The sequence below is a fragment of the Streptomyces sp. S465 genome, from assembly GCF_026898115.1.
GTDB lineage: Bacteria > Actinomycetota > Actinomycetes > Streptomycetales > Streptomycetaceae > Streptomyces > Streptomyces luomodiensis.
Genome location: NZ_CP114036.1, coordinates 8,830,544 through 8,846,822 on the forward strand (window position 1 = coordinate 8,830,544; position 16,279 = coordinate 8,846,822).

At 71.6% G+C, this 16,279-nt stretch carries 15 protein-coding genes; 12 read left to right on the forward strand and 3 right to left on the reverse strand.

What is annotated here, in order from left to right:
* Positions 1-2: 2 nt before the first annotated feature.
* The 4 genes from N6H00_RS37275 (at position 3) to N6H00_RS37290 (ending at position 4,129) form a co-directional block, all read left to right on the forward strand.
* Positions 3-875: an energy-coupling factor ABC transporter ATP-binding protein gene (locus tag N6H00_RS37275; RefSeq protein ID WP_268976301.1), complete on the forward strand. Its 873-nt coding sequence runs from the start codon at positions 3-5 to the stop codon at positions 873-875.
* Positions 876-877: 2 nt separating this feature from the next.
* Positions 878-1,714: an energy-coupling factor ABC transporter ATP-binding protein gene (locus N6H00_RS37280; RefSeq protein WP_268976302.1), complete on the forward strand. Its 837-nt coding sequence runs from the start codon at positions 878-880 to the stop codon at positions 1,712-1,714.
* A gap of 124 nt (positions 1,715-1,838) precedes the next feature.
* Entirely contained in the window at positions 1,839-2,843 is a 1,005-nt protein-coding gene (locus N6H00_RS37285) for an NAD-dependent epimerase/dehydratase family protein (protein WP_268976303.1), read from the forward strand.
* 110 nt (positions 2,844-2,953) lie between these two features.
* Positions 2,954-4,129, forward strand: coding sequence for a sialidase family protein (locus N6H00_RS37290; RefSeq protein WP_268976304.1), 1,176 nt, complete (start codon positions 2,954-2,956; stop codon positions 4,127-4,129).
* A 23-nt stretch (positions 4,130-4,152) separates the two neighbouring features.
* Here N6H00_RS37290 and N6H00_RS37295 read toward each other — a convergent pair whose 3' ends face one another.
* Both N6H00_RS37295 and N6H00_RS37300 read right to left on the reverse strand, forming a co-directional pair.
* On the reverse strand, positions 4,153-4,683 hold the full coding sequence (locus N6H00_RS37295) for a GNAT family N-acetyltransferase (RefSeq protein WP_268976305.1): 531 nt from the start codon (positions 4,681-4,683) through the stop codon (positions 4,153-4,155).
* 131 nt (positions 4,684-4,814) lie between these two features.
* Entirely contained in the window at positions 4,815-5,714 is a 900-nt protein-coding gene (locus tag N6H00_RS37300; RefSeq protein ID WP_268976306.1) for an amidohydrolase family protein, read from the reverse strand.
* A gap of 304 nt (positions 5,715-6,018) precedes the next feature.
* Here N6H00_RS37300 and N6H00_RS37305 point away from each other — a divergent pair, with 304 nt between their 5' ends.
* The 6 genes from N6H00_RS37305 to N6H00_RS37330 all read left to right on the forward strand — a co-directional run bounded on the left by N6H00_RS37305 (position 6,019) and on the right by N6H00_RS37330 (position 13,122).
* Positions 6,019-6,897, forward strand: a complete 879-nt coding sequence (locus N6H00_RS37305) for a MurR/RpiR family transcriptional regulator (protein ID WP_268976307.1) — start codon at positions 6,019-6,021, stop codon at positions 6,895-6,897.
* A gap of 79 nt (positions 6,898-6,976) precedes the next feature.
* Positions 6,977-7,864: an NAD(P)-dependent oxidoreductase gene (locus tag N6H00_RS37310; protein ID WP_268976308.1), complete on the forward strand. Its 888-nt coding sequence runs from the start codon at positions 6,977-6,979 to the stop codon at positions 7,862-7,864.
* Positions 7,861-9,402, forward strand: a complete 1,542-nt coding sequence (locus N6H00_RS37315; protein WP_268976309.1) for an aldehyde dehydrogenase family protein — start codon at positions 7,861-7,863, stop codon at positions 9,400-9,402. The genes N6H00_RS37310 and N6H00_RS37315 overlap by 4 nt, the downstream gene beginning before the upstream one ends.
* A 10-nt stretch (positions 9,403-9,412) precedes the next feature.
* On the forward strand, positions 9,413-10,639 hold the full coding sequence (locus N6H00_RS37320; protein ID WP_268976310.1) for an amidohydrolase: 1,227 nt from the start codon (positions 9,413-9,415) through the stop codon (positions 10,637-10,639).
* The gene (locus N6H00_RS37325) at positions 10,636-12,015 is read left to right on the forward strand and encodes a DUF3100 domain-containing protein (protein ID WP_268976311.1); all 1,380 of its coding nucleotides are present in this window, start codon (positions 10,636-10,638) and stop codon (positions 12,013-12,015) included. Before N6H00_RS37320 ends, N6H00_RS37325 begins: the two co-directional genes overlap by 4 nt.
* 144 nt (positions 12,016-12,159) lie before the next feature.
* Positions 12,160-13,122 carry a zinc-binding dehydrogenase gene (locus N6H00_RS37330; RefSeq protein WP_268976313.1) on the forward strand — a complete coding sequence of 321 codons (963 nt, stop codon included), beginning with the start codon at positions 12,160-12,162 and terminating at the stop codon, positions 13,120-13,122.
* Positions 13,123-13,150: 28 nt separating this feature from the next.
* Here N6H00_RS37330 and N6H00_RS37335 read toward each other — a convergent pair whose 3' ends face one another.
* Complete coding sequence (locus tag N6H00_RS37335) at positions 13,151-14,137, reverse strand: zinc-dependent alcohol dehydrogenase family protein (RefSeq protein ID WP_268976315.1); 987 nt, start codon at positions 14,135-14,137, stop codon at positions 13,151-13,153.
* A 107-nt stretch (positions 14,138-14,244) separates the two neighbouring features.
* Between N6H00_RS37335 and N6H00_RS37340 the strand changes: the two genes are divergently transcribed.
* Together N6H00_RS37340 and N6H00_RS37345 are read left to right on the forward strand one after the other, a co-directional pair.
* Positions 14,245-15,213 (forward strand): AraC family transcriptional regulator, encoded by a 969-nt coding sequence (locus N6H00_RS37340; protein WP_268976316.1) that lies wholly within the window; start codon positions 14,245-14,247, stop codon positions 15,211-15,213.
* A gap of 52 nt (positions 15,214-15,265) precedes the next feature.
* Complete coding sequence (locus N6H00_RS37345) at positions 15,266-16,234, forward strand: alpha/beta hydrolase (protein WP_268976317.1); 969 nt, start codon at positions 15,266-15,268, stop codon at positions 16,232-16,234.
* Positions 16,235-16,279 lie beyond the last annotated feature (45 nt).

Below are 16,279 nucleotides of genomic sequence, written 5' to 3' on the forward strand. Positions count from 1 at the left end.
CCATGACCGACACCGTCATCCGGGTGAACGACCTGAGCCTGCGCTACCGGGGCGCCGACCGGCGCGCCCTGGACGAGGTCTCCTTCGACGTGGCCAGAGGGGAGGTACTCGGCATCCTGGGCCCCACCGGGGCGGGCAAGTCGACGCTGCTCAAGTGCCTGGCCGGGGTCATTCCGCACTACGAGCACGACAGCGCCCACCGTGGCACGGTCGAGGTGCTCGGACACTCCGTGGCCGAACGCGGCTCACTGGCCGAGGTGGTGGCCGACGTCGGACTCGTCCTCCAGGACCCCGAGGTCCAGTTGGTCAACACCACCGTCCGGGAGGAACTCGCCTGGGGCATGGAGAACCGCGGCACACCCGTGGCGGAGATCCACCGCAGGCTGGCGCGGTCCGCCGGACTGTTCGGCGTGGAGCGGCTGCTGGACCGCTTCACCCACGCCCTGTCCGGCGGTGAGAAGCAACGCACCGTCGTCGCCGCGACGTACTGCCTCGGCCCGCAGGTCATGCTGCTGGACGAGCCGACCTCGGAACTCGACCCGGCGGGCACCGAAAGCGTGCTCCAGGCCGTGCGGGTGCTGGCCCGGGAGGGCGTCACCGTCGTCGTGGTGGAGCACAAGGTCGAGGAGCTCGCCCAGTACGCCGACCGTCTGATGGTCCTCGACCAGGGCCGGGTGACCGCACTGGGCACCCCGCGGGAGGTCTTCACCGGCGAGCACGCGCCCTACCGGCCCCAGGTGCTGGAGGTGGCGCTGCGCCTGCGCGACCTCGGCCGCTGGTCCCCGGCCCAGCTGCCGCTGACCGTCGACGACGCGGTGGCCGCGTGGCGGCCGGCCGCCGGCGCCGCGAGCGCCGTGACCGGGAAGGAGGAGTGACCATGGAACCCGGCGTCGCCGTGGACGTGCGGAACGTCGAGCACGTCTACGCGGGAGGCGTACGCGCCCTCGCGGGCGTCTCCCTGAGCATCGAGCAGGGCGAGTTCGTCGCGATCATCGGAAAGAACGGCTCGGGCAAGACGACCCTGGCCAAGCACCTCAACGGGCTGTTGCGACCGACCAACAAGGACGGCGCGGTGCTGGTGCGGGAGTCGGAGAGTGACACCTTCAGCACCCGTGACCGGCCGCTGCACCGCATCGCGCCGGTCGTCGGATACGTCTTCCAGAACCCCGATCGGCAGATCTTCCACGACACCTGCCGGGAGGAACTGGAGTACGGCCCGCGCAACATCGGCATCCCCGCCGGCCTGCTGGCCGAGCGGGTCGCCGAGACGCTCGCCGCGGTCGGCCTGCCGGGCCGCGAGGAGACCAACCCCGTGCACATGAGCCGCGGCGAGCGACAGCGATTGGCCATCGCGGCGACGCTGGTGATGGGCCCGCAGGTGGCCATCGTCGACGAGCCGACGACCGGGCAGGACCGTCACGAGGCCCGGCTGATCCTGGACTACCTCGCCCAGTACCACGCTTCGGGCCGCACCGTGGTGGCCGTCTCGCACGACATGGCGCTCGTGGCCGAGTACGCCACCCGCATCGTCGCCATGCGGGAGGGCCGGGTCCTCGCCGACGGACCGCCACGGCAGGTCTTCGCCAGGCCCGAGGTGCTGGAGTCCACCAACATCCGCCCGCCACAGGTGACCGTGCTCGGCGCGCGGCTGGGCCACCCCGGACTGCTGACCGTGGACGAAGCGGTGACCGCCCTGGCCGGGGGTGACCAGTGACCCGGCACGGGCCGACCCCGCCGACGGCTCGGACCGGAAAGAACACGTGGACCGGAAGGAACACGCGGACCAGGAAGAACGCATGGACCGGACAGAACACACGGACCGGAAGGGTCACAACGCCATGAGTACGCGCATCGCGGTGACCGGCGCCGGTGGATTCGTCATGAGCGTCTTCATCCGCCACCACCTGCGGCACCACCCGGACGCCGAGGTGCTCGCCCTCGACATCACCGAACCGGACGAGGACCTGAGGGCCTACCTGGCGGATGTCGCCGCCCGCGTCGAGTTCCGGCGCTGCGACGTGCGCGACGCCTCCACCGTCACCGAACTGCTGACGGGGTACCGGCCGCGGGCGGTGGTCCACGGCGCGACGGTCACGCACGTGCCGCGGTGGGAGCGGGAGGACCCCGGCCGCTTCCTGGACGTCAACGTCATGGGCACCTCCGCCGTACTCGACGCGGCCCGGCGCACCCCGTCCGTCCAGCGCGTCGTCCACATCAGCAGCGCGGCCGTCTACGGCGCGGGCACCCCGGGCCGGGAGGACCCGCAGGACGAGGACACCCCGCTGGTACCGGACGAGATGTACGGCGTCAGCAAGGTGAGCAGCGAGCTGGTGGCCCGGCGCTTCGCCGACCTCTACGGACTCGCCGTGCCGATCGTGCGCTTCACCAAGGTGTTCGGCCCCATGGAGCGCCCGACGTCCTCCCGGACCGCCATGTCCCTGCCGTACCACCTGGCCCGCGCGGCCGCCGCCGGCCGGCCGCTCACGGTCACCCCGCGCACCCTGCGGGCCGCCGGGGACTGGATCAGCGCGGTGGACGTCGCCGACGCCCTCGACCGCCTGTGCGCCGGAACCGGCCCCGGGGCCGCCGTCCTCAACCTGGCCTCCGGGTCCCTCACCCCGGTGCCGGAACTGGTGGACCTGTTCGGCACGACGGTGGTCACCGGCACCGGTGCGGAGGCCGTCGACATGGACCCGCTGCCGCGCACCGGGAAGAACGGGACCTACGCGATCCACCGGGCGGCCGACCTCCTCGGCTGGCGCCCGCGTGATCTGCGGCGCCAGGTGGCCGAGTACCGCGACTGGGCCGTGTCCCACCGTGACACCCCGGCGCTCCGCGCCTGACCCGGCGAACCCGGCACCCGGCACCCGGCACAGCGCCACGGCTCACAGCTGCACACCGCGACACACCGCGACACAGAGCGACATACGACAGAAGAAGAGAGGACCCCACCGTGCACCAGGGCACGCTGACCGCACCCCGCATCCTCGTGCGTCCGCGGCAGGCTCGTTATCAGGACGCCTTCCGCACCTGGCAGGGCATCCCGTCCGTCGAACGCACCCCCGGCGGGCGGCTGTACGCCAACTGGTACTCCGGGATGGACACCGAGACAGGCGGCAACTTCGTCGTGGTCACCACGAGCGACGACAACGGCGACACCTGGGACGGGCCCCGGTACGTCGTCGAACACGACGACCCCGAGGTACGCGTCTACGATCCCTGCCTGTGGCTCGACCCCCTCGGCCGCCTGTGGCTGACCTGGAACCAGAGCCGCGACTTCTTCGACGGACGGGTCGGCGTCTGGGTCTCCACCAGCGCGAACCCCGATGCCGACGAGCCCACTTGGAGCGCGCCACGACGCATCGCCAACGGCCTGATGATGAACAAACCGACCGTCACCGCCACCGGGGAATGGCTCGTTCCGGCGGCGATCTGGGCCTGCCACCCGCCGACCGAGCGGCACGGGCTGGAGGCGGAGATGTTCTCCAACGTGTACGCGTCCACCGACCAGGGCACCACGTTCGAGCTGCGGGGCAGCGCGGACGTCCCCAACCGCAGCTTCGATGAGCACATGATCGTCGAACGCCGCGACGGCACGCTGTGGATGCTGGTCCGCTGCTTCGACGGCATCGGCGAGAGCTTCTCCACGGACGGCGGCCGGACCTGGTCACCCGGGCGCCGTAGCCACATCGACGGACCGTGCTCCCGCTTCCACATCCGACGGCTGACGTCCGGACGGCTGCTGCTCATCAACCACTACGGCTTCGCAGAGCGCAGCGACCGCGCGGACATCGAACAACAGGGCAACGTCAAGGCGTGGAAGGGCCGCAGCCACCTCACCGCCCTGCTCAGCGACGACGACGGAAGGACCTGGCCGCACCGGCTGCTGCTGGACGAACGCGACGATGTGTCCTATCCGGACGCGGCGGTGGGCGACGACGGCACCATCCATGTCGTCTACGACCACGACCGCTTCGGCGACCGTGCCATCTACCTGGCGCGGTTCACCGAGGACGACATCCTCGCGGGCCGCCTCCACGACCCGGGGTCGCGGCTGAGGCTCCTGGTCAACCGTGCCCTCGCGCTCCCCACCGAGGAGGCGGCCCGGCCGGGCGGTCCCGCCGCGTAGGCCGGACACGATGCCACCCGCCGTCAGCCGACCCGCCGGGCCAGCACCTGGCCCGGCCAGGTCCCGGAGCGGAAACCCTCGGTGCGGATGAAGCCGTTGCGCTCGTAGAACGCCACCAGTTCGCCCCCGCCGCCCGCCCAGCAGTCGACCCGCAACAGGTCCACGCCGGCCCGCCGGGTCTCCTCGGCGGCATGGGCCAGCAGCGCCGCCCCGATGCCCAGACCGGCGTGCCGCCGGTCGGAGACCAGCAGCCGGACGTACCGCTCGGGTTCTCCGGCCGGCGCGATCGGCATGTGCGGGCTGGGCCCGGAGTCCAGCACCAGGGCCCCGACCGATGTTCCCGCCAGCTCCGCGAGGTACGGGGTGTTCTCGGTCATGTACCGCTCGACCCGCGCCACTCCGCCGGGCTTCTGTGAGTACGGTGTCGTGCCCCACTGCTCGGTGTTGCCGCGCTCGTTCATCCAGGCCACCGCCGAGTCGAGCATGTCCAGAACCGCCGGTGCGTCGGCCAGGCTGCCGCGTCTGATCCGTATGCCGTGCGTGGTGTCGTTCACGCCGGAAGCCTAGCGGTGCGGTTCGAAGTCGTTCGGGGGTTGACTCCGGAGCCGTAGGCGGAATCCCGTCCCGCGAAGCCCGCGCACCGCCGGCCGGACGCCTGTGCCGGTGCCGGTGCCGGTGCCGGTTGTCAAAGCCGGTAATAGCGCGCGGCGTTGTCGTGGAAGAGCGCCATGCGCTCATCGCGCGAGTAGCCCCGCGTGATCTCCCGGAACGCTGCGAAGATCGTGCCGTAGTCGGAGAACAGCTTGTCCACCGGGAAGTTCGACGCGAACATGCACCGGCCCACTCCGAAGCTCTCCAGGGCGGACTCGACGTACGGGCGGATCGATGTGACGGTCCAGTCGTGGTCACCCATACCGAGACCGGAGATCTTGCAGGCCACGTTCGGCGCCTGCGCGATCACCCGCATCCCCTCGCGCCAGGCGTCGAAGTGGTCCGGGCCGTCGACCTGCATCCCGGTGTGGTTGAGGATGATCTGGACGTCGGGGAACTCGGTGGCGAGTTCGAAGAACTCGCCCATCTGCGGGTAGTACAGCTGGAGGTCGAAGGACAGGCTCCGGGCGGCCAGGGCACGGAACCCACGCCGCCACTGCGGGGTCCGGCTCACTTCCGGTGCGCTCAGGTAGGTCTTCGCCGGGTCCGGGTGGTAGTTCATCGACTGCCGGATGCCACGGAAGTTCGCGTATCGCGCGTGTCCGTCCAGGATGGCCTCCACGTCGGGGGCGGCGAGGTCGGCGTAGCCGACGATGCCGTGCGGGAAGCCGCGCCGGTCCGCGATCGACTGGAGCCACCGCGTCTCACCGACCGGGTCGCGCGGGTCCCAGCCGACGTCCAGGTGCACCGCCTTGACGAGGTTCTGTCCCGTGGCGTCGGCGAGGTAGTCGTCCAGAAGGTAGTTGCGCAGCAGATCCTCGTAGGTCCCCCACGCCGCCGGCGCGACCTCGTCGCTCAGCCACGGGTAGTAGTTCTCCTCCAGGTCCCACAGGTGAAAGTGCGGATCGATGAGCGGAATGCCCTGTTCGGTCATGTCGAGCTCCTCATCGAGATCGCCGTGGGTGTCACCATCGCCATCTTCAGCGGCGGCGACTGCTGAGTGGGCTTTTCCGTGAGCGCGTCGGAGACCGTTGGCGGGCGTGGTGCCGAAGCTCTGGCGATATTCGCCCCCGGAGACGGCGACTGTCAACAGTCGGCAGTTGGCGATGCATGTGCTCGTTGCGCGGCCTCACCGTCCGAAGGACTGGCGAAGCGGGTCTTCCTGCAATCGAAATTGCAATGTAGATTGCGGCAATCGCACTTGCAGATCCGCTGACTCACACCTGGGAGCACGGGGCGTGCCTGGAGCACCGGACAACGAGATCCTCGACAATGCCGACACTCAGTGGCTGGGCGACGCCCTGCCCCGCGTACGCCTGTCCAAGGCGCAGTCCCGCGTGGTGGACGTGATCGTCCGCAATCCGCAGCTGGCCTCCTACGCGGACATCGCCGAGATCGCCCAGCGGGCCGACGTCAACAACTCCACCGTGGTGCGGGCCGCCCAGACACTGGGGTACCGGGGCTGGCCGGACCTCCAGCGCGAGCTGCGCGCACGCTACCTGGTGCTGATCTCCACCGAGGAGACGCTCGCCGAGCACGGTGAGCACCGGAGCCCGCTGCACGACGCCCTCACGCACGACATCGACAATCTGCGCCAGACCATGGACAACAACACCGCCGCCGAGGCGGAGGCCGCCATCGCCACCCTGGCCGGGGCCACGTCGATCCTGGTGATCGGTGTCGGGTCCTTCGCCGGTCCGGCCAGTGTCATGGCCCACCTCGGCTCCACCATGGGCTACCCGATCTCCCTGGAGAACCGGGCCGGGGTGCATCTGGCCAGCGCCGTCAACAGCCTCGGCCCCGGCGACGTCCTCGTGGTCGTCAACATGTGGCGGTCCATGAAGCAGGTCATCGCCGCCGCGGAGGCCGCCGCTGAGGCCGGTGCCGCGGTGGTGGCCATCACGGACATGCGCCGCGGCCGGCTGGCCACCACCGTGGCCGACCACCTGCTGATCGTGCCGTCGGAAGGCATCTCCTTCTTCCAGTCCGTCACCGCGGCCACCTCGGTGGTCTACGGCCTGCTGGCCGGGATGCAGGCGGCTCAGCCGGAGCGCAGCCGGGACGCCATCCGCCGCACCCAGCAACTGTGGAAGGACCTGGACATCTACCTCGAATAGCGGCTGTCGGACTGCCCCCTGTTCTCCCCAATCCCCCCGGGGTTCCCCGGAATTCCCCTTCCCCGCGACAGGAGCTCTGATGGACAAGCACATCGCCGTCGTCGGCCTGGGCTCGATGGGCGGCGCCATGGCGTCCGCCCTGCACCAGGCAGGCTGGCAGGTCTCCGGTTTCGACCCCTCGCCCGCCGCGCGCTCGGCCGCGGAAGCGGGCGGTATCCGCACGGTGGACGACATCGGACACCTGGCGGGAACCCCCTACGCCGTCCTCTCGCTGCCCTCGGCCCGCGTGGTCGAGGAGACCGTGCCGGCCCTGCTGGCCCGTCCGGGCACGATCGCCATCGTCGACACGACGACATCGGAGCCGGCCACGAGCGCCTCCCTCGCCTCCCTGGCCGCGGACCAGGGCGCGGCCTTCGTCGACGCGCCGGTCTCGGGCGGGCGTGACGGGGCCGTGGCGGGCCGGCTGACCGCCTTCGTCGGTGCCACGGCGGCGGCTCTCGACGCGGCCCGGCCCGTCCTCCAGGCCCTGACCGGCGGCCAGTACCAGCACCTCGGGGGCCCCGGCTCCGGCAATGTGGTCAAGCTGCTCAACAACGTCCTGGCCGCCGCCAATCTGGTCTCCGTCGGGGAGGCCCTCGCCGTCGCCAAGGCGTACGGCGTGGATCCCGCGGCGGCGGCGGCCGGTATCAGCGGTGCCTCCGGCGGCAGCAAGGTGTCCGCCGCGATGTATCCGAACTGGGTGCTGACCGGCACCCACGACTCCGGCTTCGCCCTCGGGCTCATGGCCCGTGACGCCGCCCTCGCCATCGCGATCGCCGCCCAGCGGGGTGAGCGGCCCGACCTGCTGGCCGCGGCGAACCAGCGCTGGCAGGACGCGCTGGCCACGCTCGGCCCCGGCGCCGACTTCACCGAGATCGCCCGCACCGTCGCCCCCTCTCTCGTCCGCGAAGGAGCCCCCACCGCATGACCACCGCAACCGCCACGTCCTCCGCCTCCGCCGCCCGCGCGGCCGTGGACGCCGTCTTCCCCCGGGGTCTCGGATCCTTCCTCGACGGCCGTATCGTCGCCGGAAGCGGCGAGCAGGTCCCGCTCACCGCCGCCGCCACCGGCGAGGAGTTCACCGGCTTCCGGGATGCCGGCCCGGAGGGGGCCGACGCCATCCTGGCCGGCGCCGTCCGCGGGGCCGCGGTGTGGGCCGCGACGGGCGCCTTCGAGCGGGCGGCGATCCTGCGCGAGGTCTCCCGCACCGTCGCCGAGCACGCCGAGGAACTGGCCGTCCTGGAGTCGGTGACCACGGGGAAGCCCCTGCGGGACACCCGGGTCGAGGCCGCCAAGGTCGCCGAGATGTTCGGCTACTACGCCGGCTGGGCGGACAAGCTGACCGGCCGGACCATCCCCGTCCCCGGCGACTGGCACACCTACACCGAGCGCGTCCCGTGGGGCGTGGTCGTGGCCATCACCCCGTGGAACGCGCCCCTGTTCACGGCCGGCTGGAACGCGGCCGCCCCCCTGGCGGCCGGCAACGCCGTCGTCGTCAAGCCCAGCGAGTACACCCCGGTGTCCACGCTCCGGCTGGCCCAGCTGGCGCACCGGGCCGGACTCCCGGAGGGCGTGTTCAACGTCGCCGCCGGGCTCGGCGGCACCGTCGGCGCCGCGCTGACCAGCGATCCGCGCGTCGGGAAGGTCTCGTTCATCGGCTCGGTGGCCACGGGCCGCCGGGTGGCGGTCGCGGCGGCGCGGGCCGGTATCCCCACCGTCCTGGAACTGGGCGGCAAGAGCGCCAACATCGTCTTCGCCGACGCGGACCTGGACCGGGCGGCGGACGGCGCGATAGCCGCCATCTTCTCCGGTGCCGGACAGTCCTGCGTGGCCGGCTCACGTCTGCTGGTCGAGCGCGGCGTCCATGCCGAGTTCGTGGAGCGCGTGGCGGAGCGGGCGGCGCGGCTGCGTCTCGGCGACCCCCTCGACCCCGCCACCGAGGTCGGCCCGATCATCACGGCACCGCAGTTCACCACTGTGACGTCCCTGATCGAGGCCGGAATCGAGGACGGCGGCCGCAGGGTCACCGACGCGGCGCTGCCCGCCCGGCTGACCGGCTCCGCGCTGGCCGGCGGCCACTGGGTCATGCCGACCCTGCTGGACGGCGTCACCCCCGCGAACCGGCTGGAGACGACCGAGGTCTTCGGCCCGGTGGTCGGCGCCGACGCCTTCGACACCGAGGCGGAGGCGATCGAGCGGGCCAACGGCACCGCCTTCGGGCTGGCCGGCGCGGTCTGGACCGGCGATGTCTCCCGCGCCCACCACGTGGCGCGCTCCGTCAACGCCGGCACCTTCTGGATCAACGCCTACAAGACGATCCACGTCGCCGTCCCCTTCGGCGGCTTCGGCGACTCCGGCCACGGCCGGTCCTCGGGCCCCGGCGTGCTGGACGAGTACACGCAGACCAAGGCCGTCTGGGTGCCCACCAGGGCGGCCGGCGCACCGTTCCCGTCGCTGAGCTACTAGGGAGCACCGGATGGCACTGACGGACCTCGCCGCCGGCTCCGGCCGGCTGAAGACGGACCTCGCCGCCGGCGTCGAGCGTCGGCGGGAACGGGTGCTCGCGCTCTCGCGCCACCTCCACGCCCACCCCGAGGTCTCCTTCGAGGAGACCGGCTCCGCCGAGGCGATCACGGAACTGCTCGCGTGGGGAGGGTTCCACGTCGAGCGCGGCACCGGCGGTCTGCCCACCGCCTTCACCGCCACGGCGGGCACCGGCGAGCTGACGGTGGCGCTCTGCGTCGAGTACGACGCGCTGCCGGAGGTGGGCCACGCCTGCGGACACAACCTGATCGCCGGCGCCTCGCTCGCCGCCGCGCTGGCCCTGGCGCCCCACGTCGACGAGCTCGGCATCACGCTCAAGGCGATCGGCACCCCGGCCGAGGAACACGGCGGCGGCAAGGCACTGCTGCTCGAAGCGGGCGCGTTCGACGGAGTGGGACTGGCCTTGATGGTCCATCCCGTCCAGGACGGGGTGACCTACAACCCGGCCGGGACCAGCGCCCAGGCGGTGGGCAGATTCCGGGCGGTGTTCTCCGGCACGGCGGCCCATGCGGCGGCCGCCCCTCATCTGGGGGTGAACGCCGCCGACGCCGCCGTGCTCAGCCAGGTGGCCGTCGGTCTGCTGCGCCAGCAGATCCCGGGGGACCACCGGGTGGCGCTCTTCGTGGCGGAGGGCGGTACCGCCACCAACGTCATCCCCGAGCGCGCCGTGGTCGACTTCGAGTGCCGGGCCTTCACCCTGCCCGAGTACGAAGCTCTGCTGGCCCGGGTCCGCCGCTGTTTCGAGGGCGCGGCCCTGGCCACGGGCGCGGAGCTGACCATCGAGGCCACCGAACCGCTCTACGAGCCGCTGGTCCAGGACGAGGAGCTGGCCGCACACTGGACCGCGGCCATGCGCGCCTTCGGCCGGGACACCTCGCCCGCGGCGGGGCTGAGCGGCGGCTCGACCGACATGGGAAACATCAGCCAGGTGATCCCCAGCCTCCACCCCTGGCTGAGCATCCCGGGAGCCGACGTGCCCATCCACTCACACGGCTTCGCGGCCCTGGCCGACACCCCCGAGGCGTACGACGTGATGTTCGAGGCGGCCCTCGCGCTGGCCTGGACCGTCGCCGACGCGACCACCGATCCGCAACAGAAGAAACGTTTCGTCAAAGCGGCCTACCACCGGAACCCCGTGCAGGGAGCACCAGCGACATGACCACCCGGACCGCACCGCCCGAGACCGAACTGAAGCAACCACCCTCCCAGACACTGCCGATCGCCGCCCTGGCACTGGTCATCACCCTGGTCGTCCAGTTCATCGGGCAGCTCGACATCAATGTGGGCATCGGATCCGTCATCGTCTTCCCGATGGTGTGGGGCCTGCTCCTGGGCCTGCTGGTGTCCGTCCAGAAGGTCAAGCCACTGGGCCTGAACGTCCAGAAGGCGGCCGCGGCCCTGGTCGGCGTGGCCGTGATGCTGCTCGTGGCCCGGCTGGCCTTCAACATCGGCCCGAGCCTGCCCACCCTGGTCGACGCCGGACCCGCCCTGCTGCTCCAGGAGATCGGGCACCTCCTGGGGACGGTCGCCCTGGCCCTGCCGCTGGCCGTGCTGCTGCGCATGGGCAAGGCCACCGTGGGCGCCACCTTCTCCCTGGACCGTGAGCCCTCCTTCGCGATGGTCTCGGAGAAGTACGGACCGGACTCGGACCAGTACCGCGGTGTGCTGGCGATGTACGTGTTCGGCACGCTCTTCGGCGCCCTGTTCATCACGCTTCTGACGTCGTTCGTGGCGAACTGGCACATCTTCGATCCGCTGGCCATGGCCATGGGCGCGGGTGTCGGCTCCGGCTCCATGATGGCGGCGTCCTCGGCGAGCATCGTGGCCGCGCATCCGGGCGACCAGGAGGCCATCCTCGGCATGGCCGCGGTGTCCAACCTCATCACCACCGTCCTCGGCGTCTACGTCGGGATCTACATCGCGCTGCCGCTGGCCGACCGGTTCTACCGTGTCCTCACCCGCCGCCGAGCCGCACCCGCGGCCGCGTCCCCCGAGCCGGGCGCGGCGGTGTCCGCCGGCGCGGCTCCCGCCGCTGCCCCGACGGATGACCTCGCGGCCAACCGTGCGTTCCGGGAGCAGGCGGAGCGGGCCTCGGCCGAGGTGAAGCTGCCGCTGTGGCTGTCCCTCGCGGTGCTCACGGTGCTGGGCATCGGCTCCGCCTCGGTGGCCGCCACATCCTTCAGCTGGCGGATCGTCGGCGGCTACGCGGTGCTCCTGGCCCTCGTGCTGCTCGGCCTCGCCCTGGCCAAGGCGAGCCGGAAGGTCTCGGCGATCGTGTGGATCACCACCGTGGGCGCGTATCTCTCCAGTCCGTGGTTCTTCGCGGCCCAGGCGCTGAACTCGCTGGTGAACTCGGTGGACTTCCTCTCGATCGCCACGATCATGCTGACCCTGGCAGGGCTGTCGCTCGGCAAGGACATTCCGCTGCTGCGGCGTATCGGCTGGAAGATCGTCCCGGTTGGGCTGGTCGCGATCACGGCGTCGTTCCTCCTGTCCGTGGTGATCGCCGAGTTCACCCTCGGCCGCTGGGGCTGAGCGCTTCCGCCAAAGCGGTGCCGGCGCGCGGGATGTGGGGCAAACGGCCGGCCACCGCTCTCACTTCGGCCGAACGGGCGGTGGTGTCGCTTAGTGTCCGTACATCCCCGACGGAACACCGGTTCCCCTCACCAGGAGGCGACATTGAAAGCGGTTGCGATCCAGACGTTCGGACGTCCCGAGGGCCTGGCGGTCATCGACCTCCCGTCCCCGACTCCCGCCGGCGGACAGGTGCTGATCACCACCGAGGCGATCGGGGTCGGCGGTGTCGACGCCGTGATCCTCAGCGGTGCGCTCGCCGACTACGGCTTCGAGGAAGGGCACATCCTCGGCGGTGAGGTGGCGGGCACCGTGTCCGCGGTCGGCGAAGGCGTCGACACATCGTGGCTCGGCCGGCGTGTGTGGGCGTTCACCGGCATGGGCGGTGGCTATGTGGAACAGGCCGTCGTCCCGGTCGAGGCGATCCACCCGCTCCCGGCGAACCTGTCCGCCGCCGACGCGGTGACGCTCGGGAGCTCCGGGATGGTGGCCCACTTCGCCCTGGCCCACGCCCATTTCGCTCCCGGCGAGTCGGTGCTGGTGCGCGGCGCGGCCGGCGGCCTCGGCATCATGACGGTCCAGCTCGCCGCGCGTGGTGGTGCCGGTGCGGTGGCCGTCACGACGTCGTCGGCCGAGCGCGGCGCTCGCCTGCGCGAGCTCGGCGCGACCCATGTGCTGGACCGGGCCGGTGCGGGCGGCGAGGACGCTCCCGCGGGCTACGACGTCATCATCGACATCGTCGCGGGCGCGGACATGCCCTCGTTCTTCGCCAAGCTCAACCCCAACGGCCGCATGGTGGCCATTGGCGTGGTGGGCGGCCTGCCGCCCGCGGACTTCGGCGGGGAGATGCTCGCGGCGTTCCGGAAGTCGATGTCGTTCGCCACCTTCAGCGCCGACACCGTGTCCGAGGCCGATCGACGTGCCGTGCGGGCCGAGCAGTTCGCCGCCGCGGTCCGCGGCGAGCTGCGTACGGTGGTGCACCAGCTGCTGCCCTTGGAACAGGCGGTGCTGGCGCACCGGAAGATGGACACCGGCGAGGTGTTCGGCAGGATCGTGCTGACACCGTAAGTCCGCGGCCCCCTTGGCGAACCGGCGGTCAGTGGGCGATGACCACCTTGCCGAAGCGCGTTCCCTCCGCGAACCAGGAGAACGCGTCCGGCGTCTCGTCGAACGGGAAGACACGGTCGACGACGGGCCGTAGCCGGGCCTGGCTGATCACCCGGTTCATCCGCTCGAAGTCGCTCCGGCTGCCGACGGTGATCGTCCTGAGCGTCGCGCCACGCTCGAAGAACCGTGTCAGGTCCATACCGCCACCCGACGCGAGATTGCCGACGAGGGAGATCCGCCCACCGTAGGCGACGGCGGCGATCGACTGGGAGATCGTTCCGGCGCCGCCGATCTCGACGACGAGATCGACGCCCCGGCCGCCGGTGAGCGCTCGGACCCGTGCCCCCCACTCGGGCGTGCTGAGGTAGTCGAGGACGTCGGACGCGCCGAGTTCGCGCAGGCGGTGGGCCTTTTCCGGACGCGATGTCGTGGCCAGCACCCGCGCGCCGGCCAGGCGGGCGAACTGCAACGCGAAGACGGACACCCCGCCCGTTCCCTGGACGAGCAGCGCATCGCCCGGACCGACACCGGACACCGCCGACCACGCCGTGAGCGCGGCACACGGAAGGGTGGCCGCTTCCTCGAAGGACAGATGCTCCGGCACTCCGACCACGCTCTGTTCGCCGACGGCGATGTACTCGGTGAGCCACCCGTCGCGTTGCACCCCGTACAGCTCGCCCCACTGAGGGAACGAGCCGTAGAGCCAGGTCGGGTGGAATGTGCTCATGACGCGGTCCCCGACCCGGAACCGCGAGACCCCGTCCCCGACCGCCTCGACGATGCCCGCGCCGTCGGAGAGCGGAACGCGCCCCGGCGGCACCGCGGCCGTGTACCTGCCGGTGGCGATGAGCAGATCCCGAGCGTTGAGCGAGCTGGCCTTCACCCGTACGAGCACCTCGCCCGCCGCCGGAGTCGGCACCGGGCGCTCCGCCGCGACGACCGGGCCGCCCGCACCGTTCACCTGGAAAATCCGCATCGCCTGTCCTTCGTCCGTGGAATCCGGAACTCTCACGGTAGGGGCGAGCGGCTGGACGCACTGTATTCTCGCGTCCGGGATGTGGTGCTGATCGTCCAGGGAGGGGCATGGATCCGATCGACGACCTCCTCACCACGATGAAGATCGAGGACGCGCGGTATGTGCGGGTGGACGCGTACGCGCCGTGGGGCATCTCGTTCCCCGCGCGGCACCTCGCCCGGCTGGTGCTGATAGCCGACGGATCGTGCCGGCTCACCACCGACGCCCTGGAGCGGCCACAACAGCTGAGGGCGAACGACTGCTTCCTGGTCCGGGCGGGGGTGGCCTTCACGCTCCAGGACGAGCCGGGCAGCGAGGTCGTCGACTGTGACGGGGTGTTCGCCGGGGCGCCCGGCAACGCGGCACGAGCCGGGGGCGATGGCGAGCTGACCCGGATCGTCTCCAGCCGGTTCACCTTCGACGCCGTGGCGGGCGAACCGCTGTTCGCGCTCCTGCCGCCGTTGTTCCGGCTGCGTCCGGACGACGCGTCCGTCCGGCTGCTGCGCGCCACGTTCGATCTGATCGAACAGGAGAGCGCGGCGGGCGGAATCGGGTCCGGCTTCGTGATGAGCCGTCTGTCCGACGCGTTGTTCGTCCAGGCGATGCGCGCCTGTTGTACGTCGGTCGGCGGTGGCGCCGTGGGGTGGCTCGCCGCCCTGCGGGACCCGCGGCTGGCCCCCGCCCTGCGGGAGATGCACGCGGACCTGGCCCATCCGTGGACGGTCGGCGAACTCGCCCGCACGGCGGGGATGTCACGCTCGGCGTTCGCCGTGCTGTTCAAGGAGAAGGCGGGGGACACCCCGCTGAGCTACCTCACGGCGTGGCGCATGTACCGGGTGAAGACGCTGCTCCAGGAGACGCCGCTGAGCGTTCAGGAGATCGCCGTCCGAGTCGGCTATGACACCGGTTCCGCACTGAGCCGGGCGTTTCTGCGCCGGGAGGGCATCGCCCCCGGAGCGTGGCGGCAGTCGCGTCCCGCCGGTCGGCGGGTGGCGGCCGTCGCTTGGCGGGAAGATCACGGCCCGTCCCGTGCTTGAGGATGGTGGTGCGGTCCTCGACGAGGGCCTATGACCCGCGAAAGGTTGGAACATGTACAGCGCACCGCCGTTCGACGCCGAGCTCGCCGCCGCCCTCGCGGCCACCGGACAGGATTCGATCGCCACCGGTATCACCCGGGAGACCATCGCGGCCCACAGGGAGGCACTTCTGGCGGACGTTCCCTCCATCGAGGAGCTGTCCCAGGACGGCGCCTTCGAGGTCGAGGAGCGCACGGTGCCCGGACCCGAAGCCGCCCCCGACATATCGCTGCTGATCCTGCGTCCGACGGGATGGACCGGCGCGCGCCCCGTCGTCTACCACACCCACGGTGGCGGGCTGATCATGGGCAACAACCGCTACGCCATCGCGCAGGTCACCCAGTGGGCGCTGGAACTCGGTCTCGTCGTGGTCTCGGTGGAGTACCGGCTGGCGCCGGAACACCCCTACCCCGCGGGGCTGGACGATGCGTACGCCGGTCTGCTCTGGACGGTGCGGAACGCCGAGAGCATCGGCGGCGACCCCCGCCGCGTCCTCGTCGCCGGCGGCAGTGCCGGCGGCAACCTGGCGGCCGCGCTCGCGCTGCTGGCCCGGGACCGGAAAGAGGTCGAACTCCTCGCCCAGGTGCTGATCTACCCCATGCTCGACGACCGGAACGAGACGGTCTCGGCGCACCAGATGACCGGGCGGGGAGCGTGGGACCGGGTCTCGAACGACACCGCCTGGACCGCCGTGCTGGGCAGCGCCCGCGGAAGCGACGACGTGCCCGCGTACGCGTCGCCCGCCCGGGAGACGGACCTGGCCGGTCTGCCGCCGGCCTTCCTCGAGGTCGGTGCCGCCGAGACCTTCCGTGACGAGGTCGTGGCCTACGCCGGGCGGATCTGGGCCTCGGGCGGCGAAGCCGAGCTGCACGTCTGGCCCGGGGCCTTCCACGGGTTCGACGTCTTCGCGCCCCACGCCGCCATCTCGCAGGACGCGTGCGACGCCCGCCTGCGCTGGCTGAGGAGGCTGCTCGGTGAGTGAGCGGGTGCGCCGGCCATGTGGCCGGGGCCCGGCGGCGGGGTGCCC

What these genes read in the sequence shown, in the direction of transcription:
- N6H00_RS37300 (WP_268976306.1), bottom strand. Translation starts at nt 5,714, where the DNA reads ATGACCGAACAGGGCATTCCGCTCATCGATCCGCACTTTCACCTGTGG.
- N6H00_RS37285 (WP_268976303.1), top strand. Translation starts at nt 1,839, where the DNA reads ATGAGTACGCGCATCGCGGTGACCGGCGCCGGTGGATTCGTCATGAGC.
- N6H00_RS37345 (WP_268976317.1), top strand. Translation starts at nt 15,266, where the DNA reads ATGTACAGCGCACCGCCGTTCGACGCCGAGCTCGCCGCCGCCCTCGCG.
- N6H00_RS37315 (WP_268976309.1), top strand. Translation starts at nt 7,861, where the DNA reads ATGACCACCGCAACCGCCACGTCCTCCGCCTCCGCCGCCCGCGCGGCC.
- N6H00_RS37310 (WP_268976308.1), top strand. Translation starts at nt 6,977, where the DNA reads ATGGACAAGCACATCGCCGTCGTCGGCCTGGGCTCGATGGGCGGCGCC.
- N6H00_RS37275 (WP_268976301.1), top strand. Translation starts at nt 3, where the DNA reads ATGACCGACACCGTCATCCGGGTGAACGACCTGAGCCTGCGCTACCGG.
- N6H00_RS37320 (WP_268976310.1), top strand. Translation starts at nt 9,413, where the DNA reads ATGGCACTGACGGACCTCGCCGCCGGCTCCGGCCGGCTGAAGACGGAC.
- N6H00_RS37280 (WP_268976302.1), top strand. Translation starts at nt 878, where the DNA reads ATGGAACCCGGCGTCGCCGTGGACGTGCGGAACGTCGAGCACGTCTAC.
- N6H00_RS37325 (WP_268976311.1), top strand. Translation starts at nt 10,636, where the DNA reads ATGACCACCCGGACCGCACCGCCCGAGACCGAACTGAAGCAACCACCC.
- N6H00_RS37335 (WP_268976315.1), bottom strand. Translation starts at nt 14,137, where the DNA reads ATGCGGATTTTCCAGGTGAACGGTGCGGGCGGCCCGGTCGTCGCGGCG.
- N6H00_RS37340 (WP_268976316.1), top strand. Translation starts at nt 14,245, where the DNA reads ATGGATCCGATCGACGACCTCCTCACCACGATGAAGATCGAGGACGCG.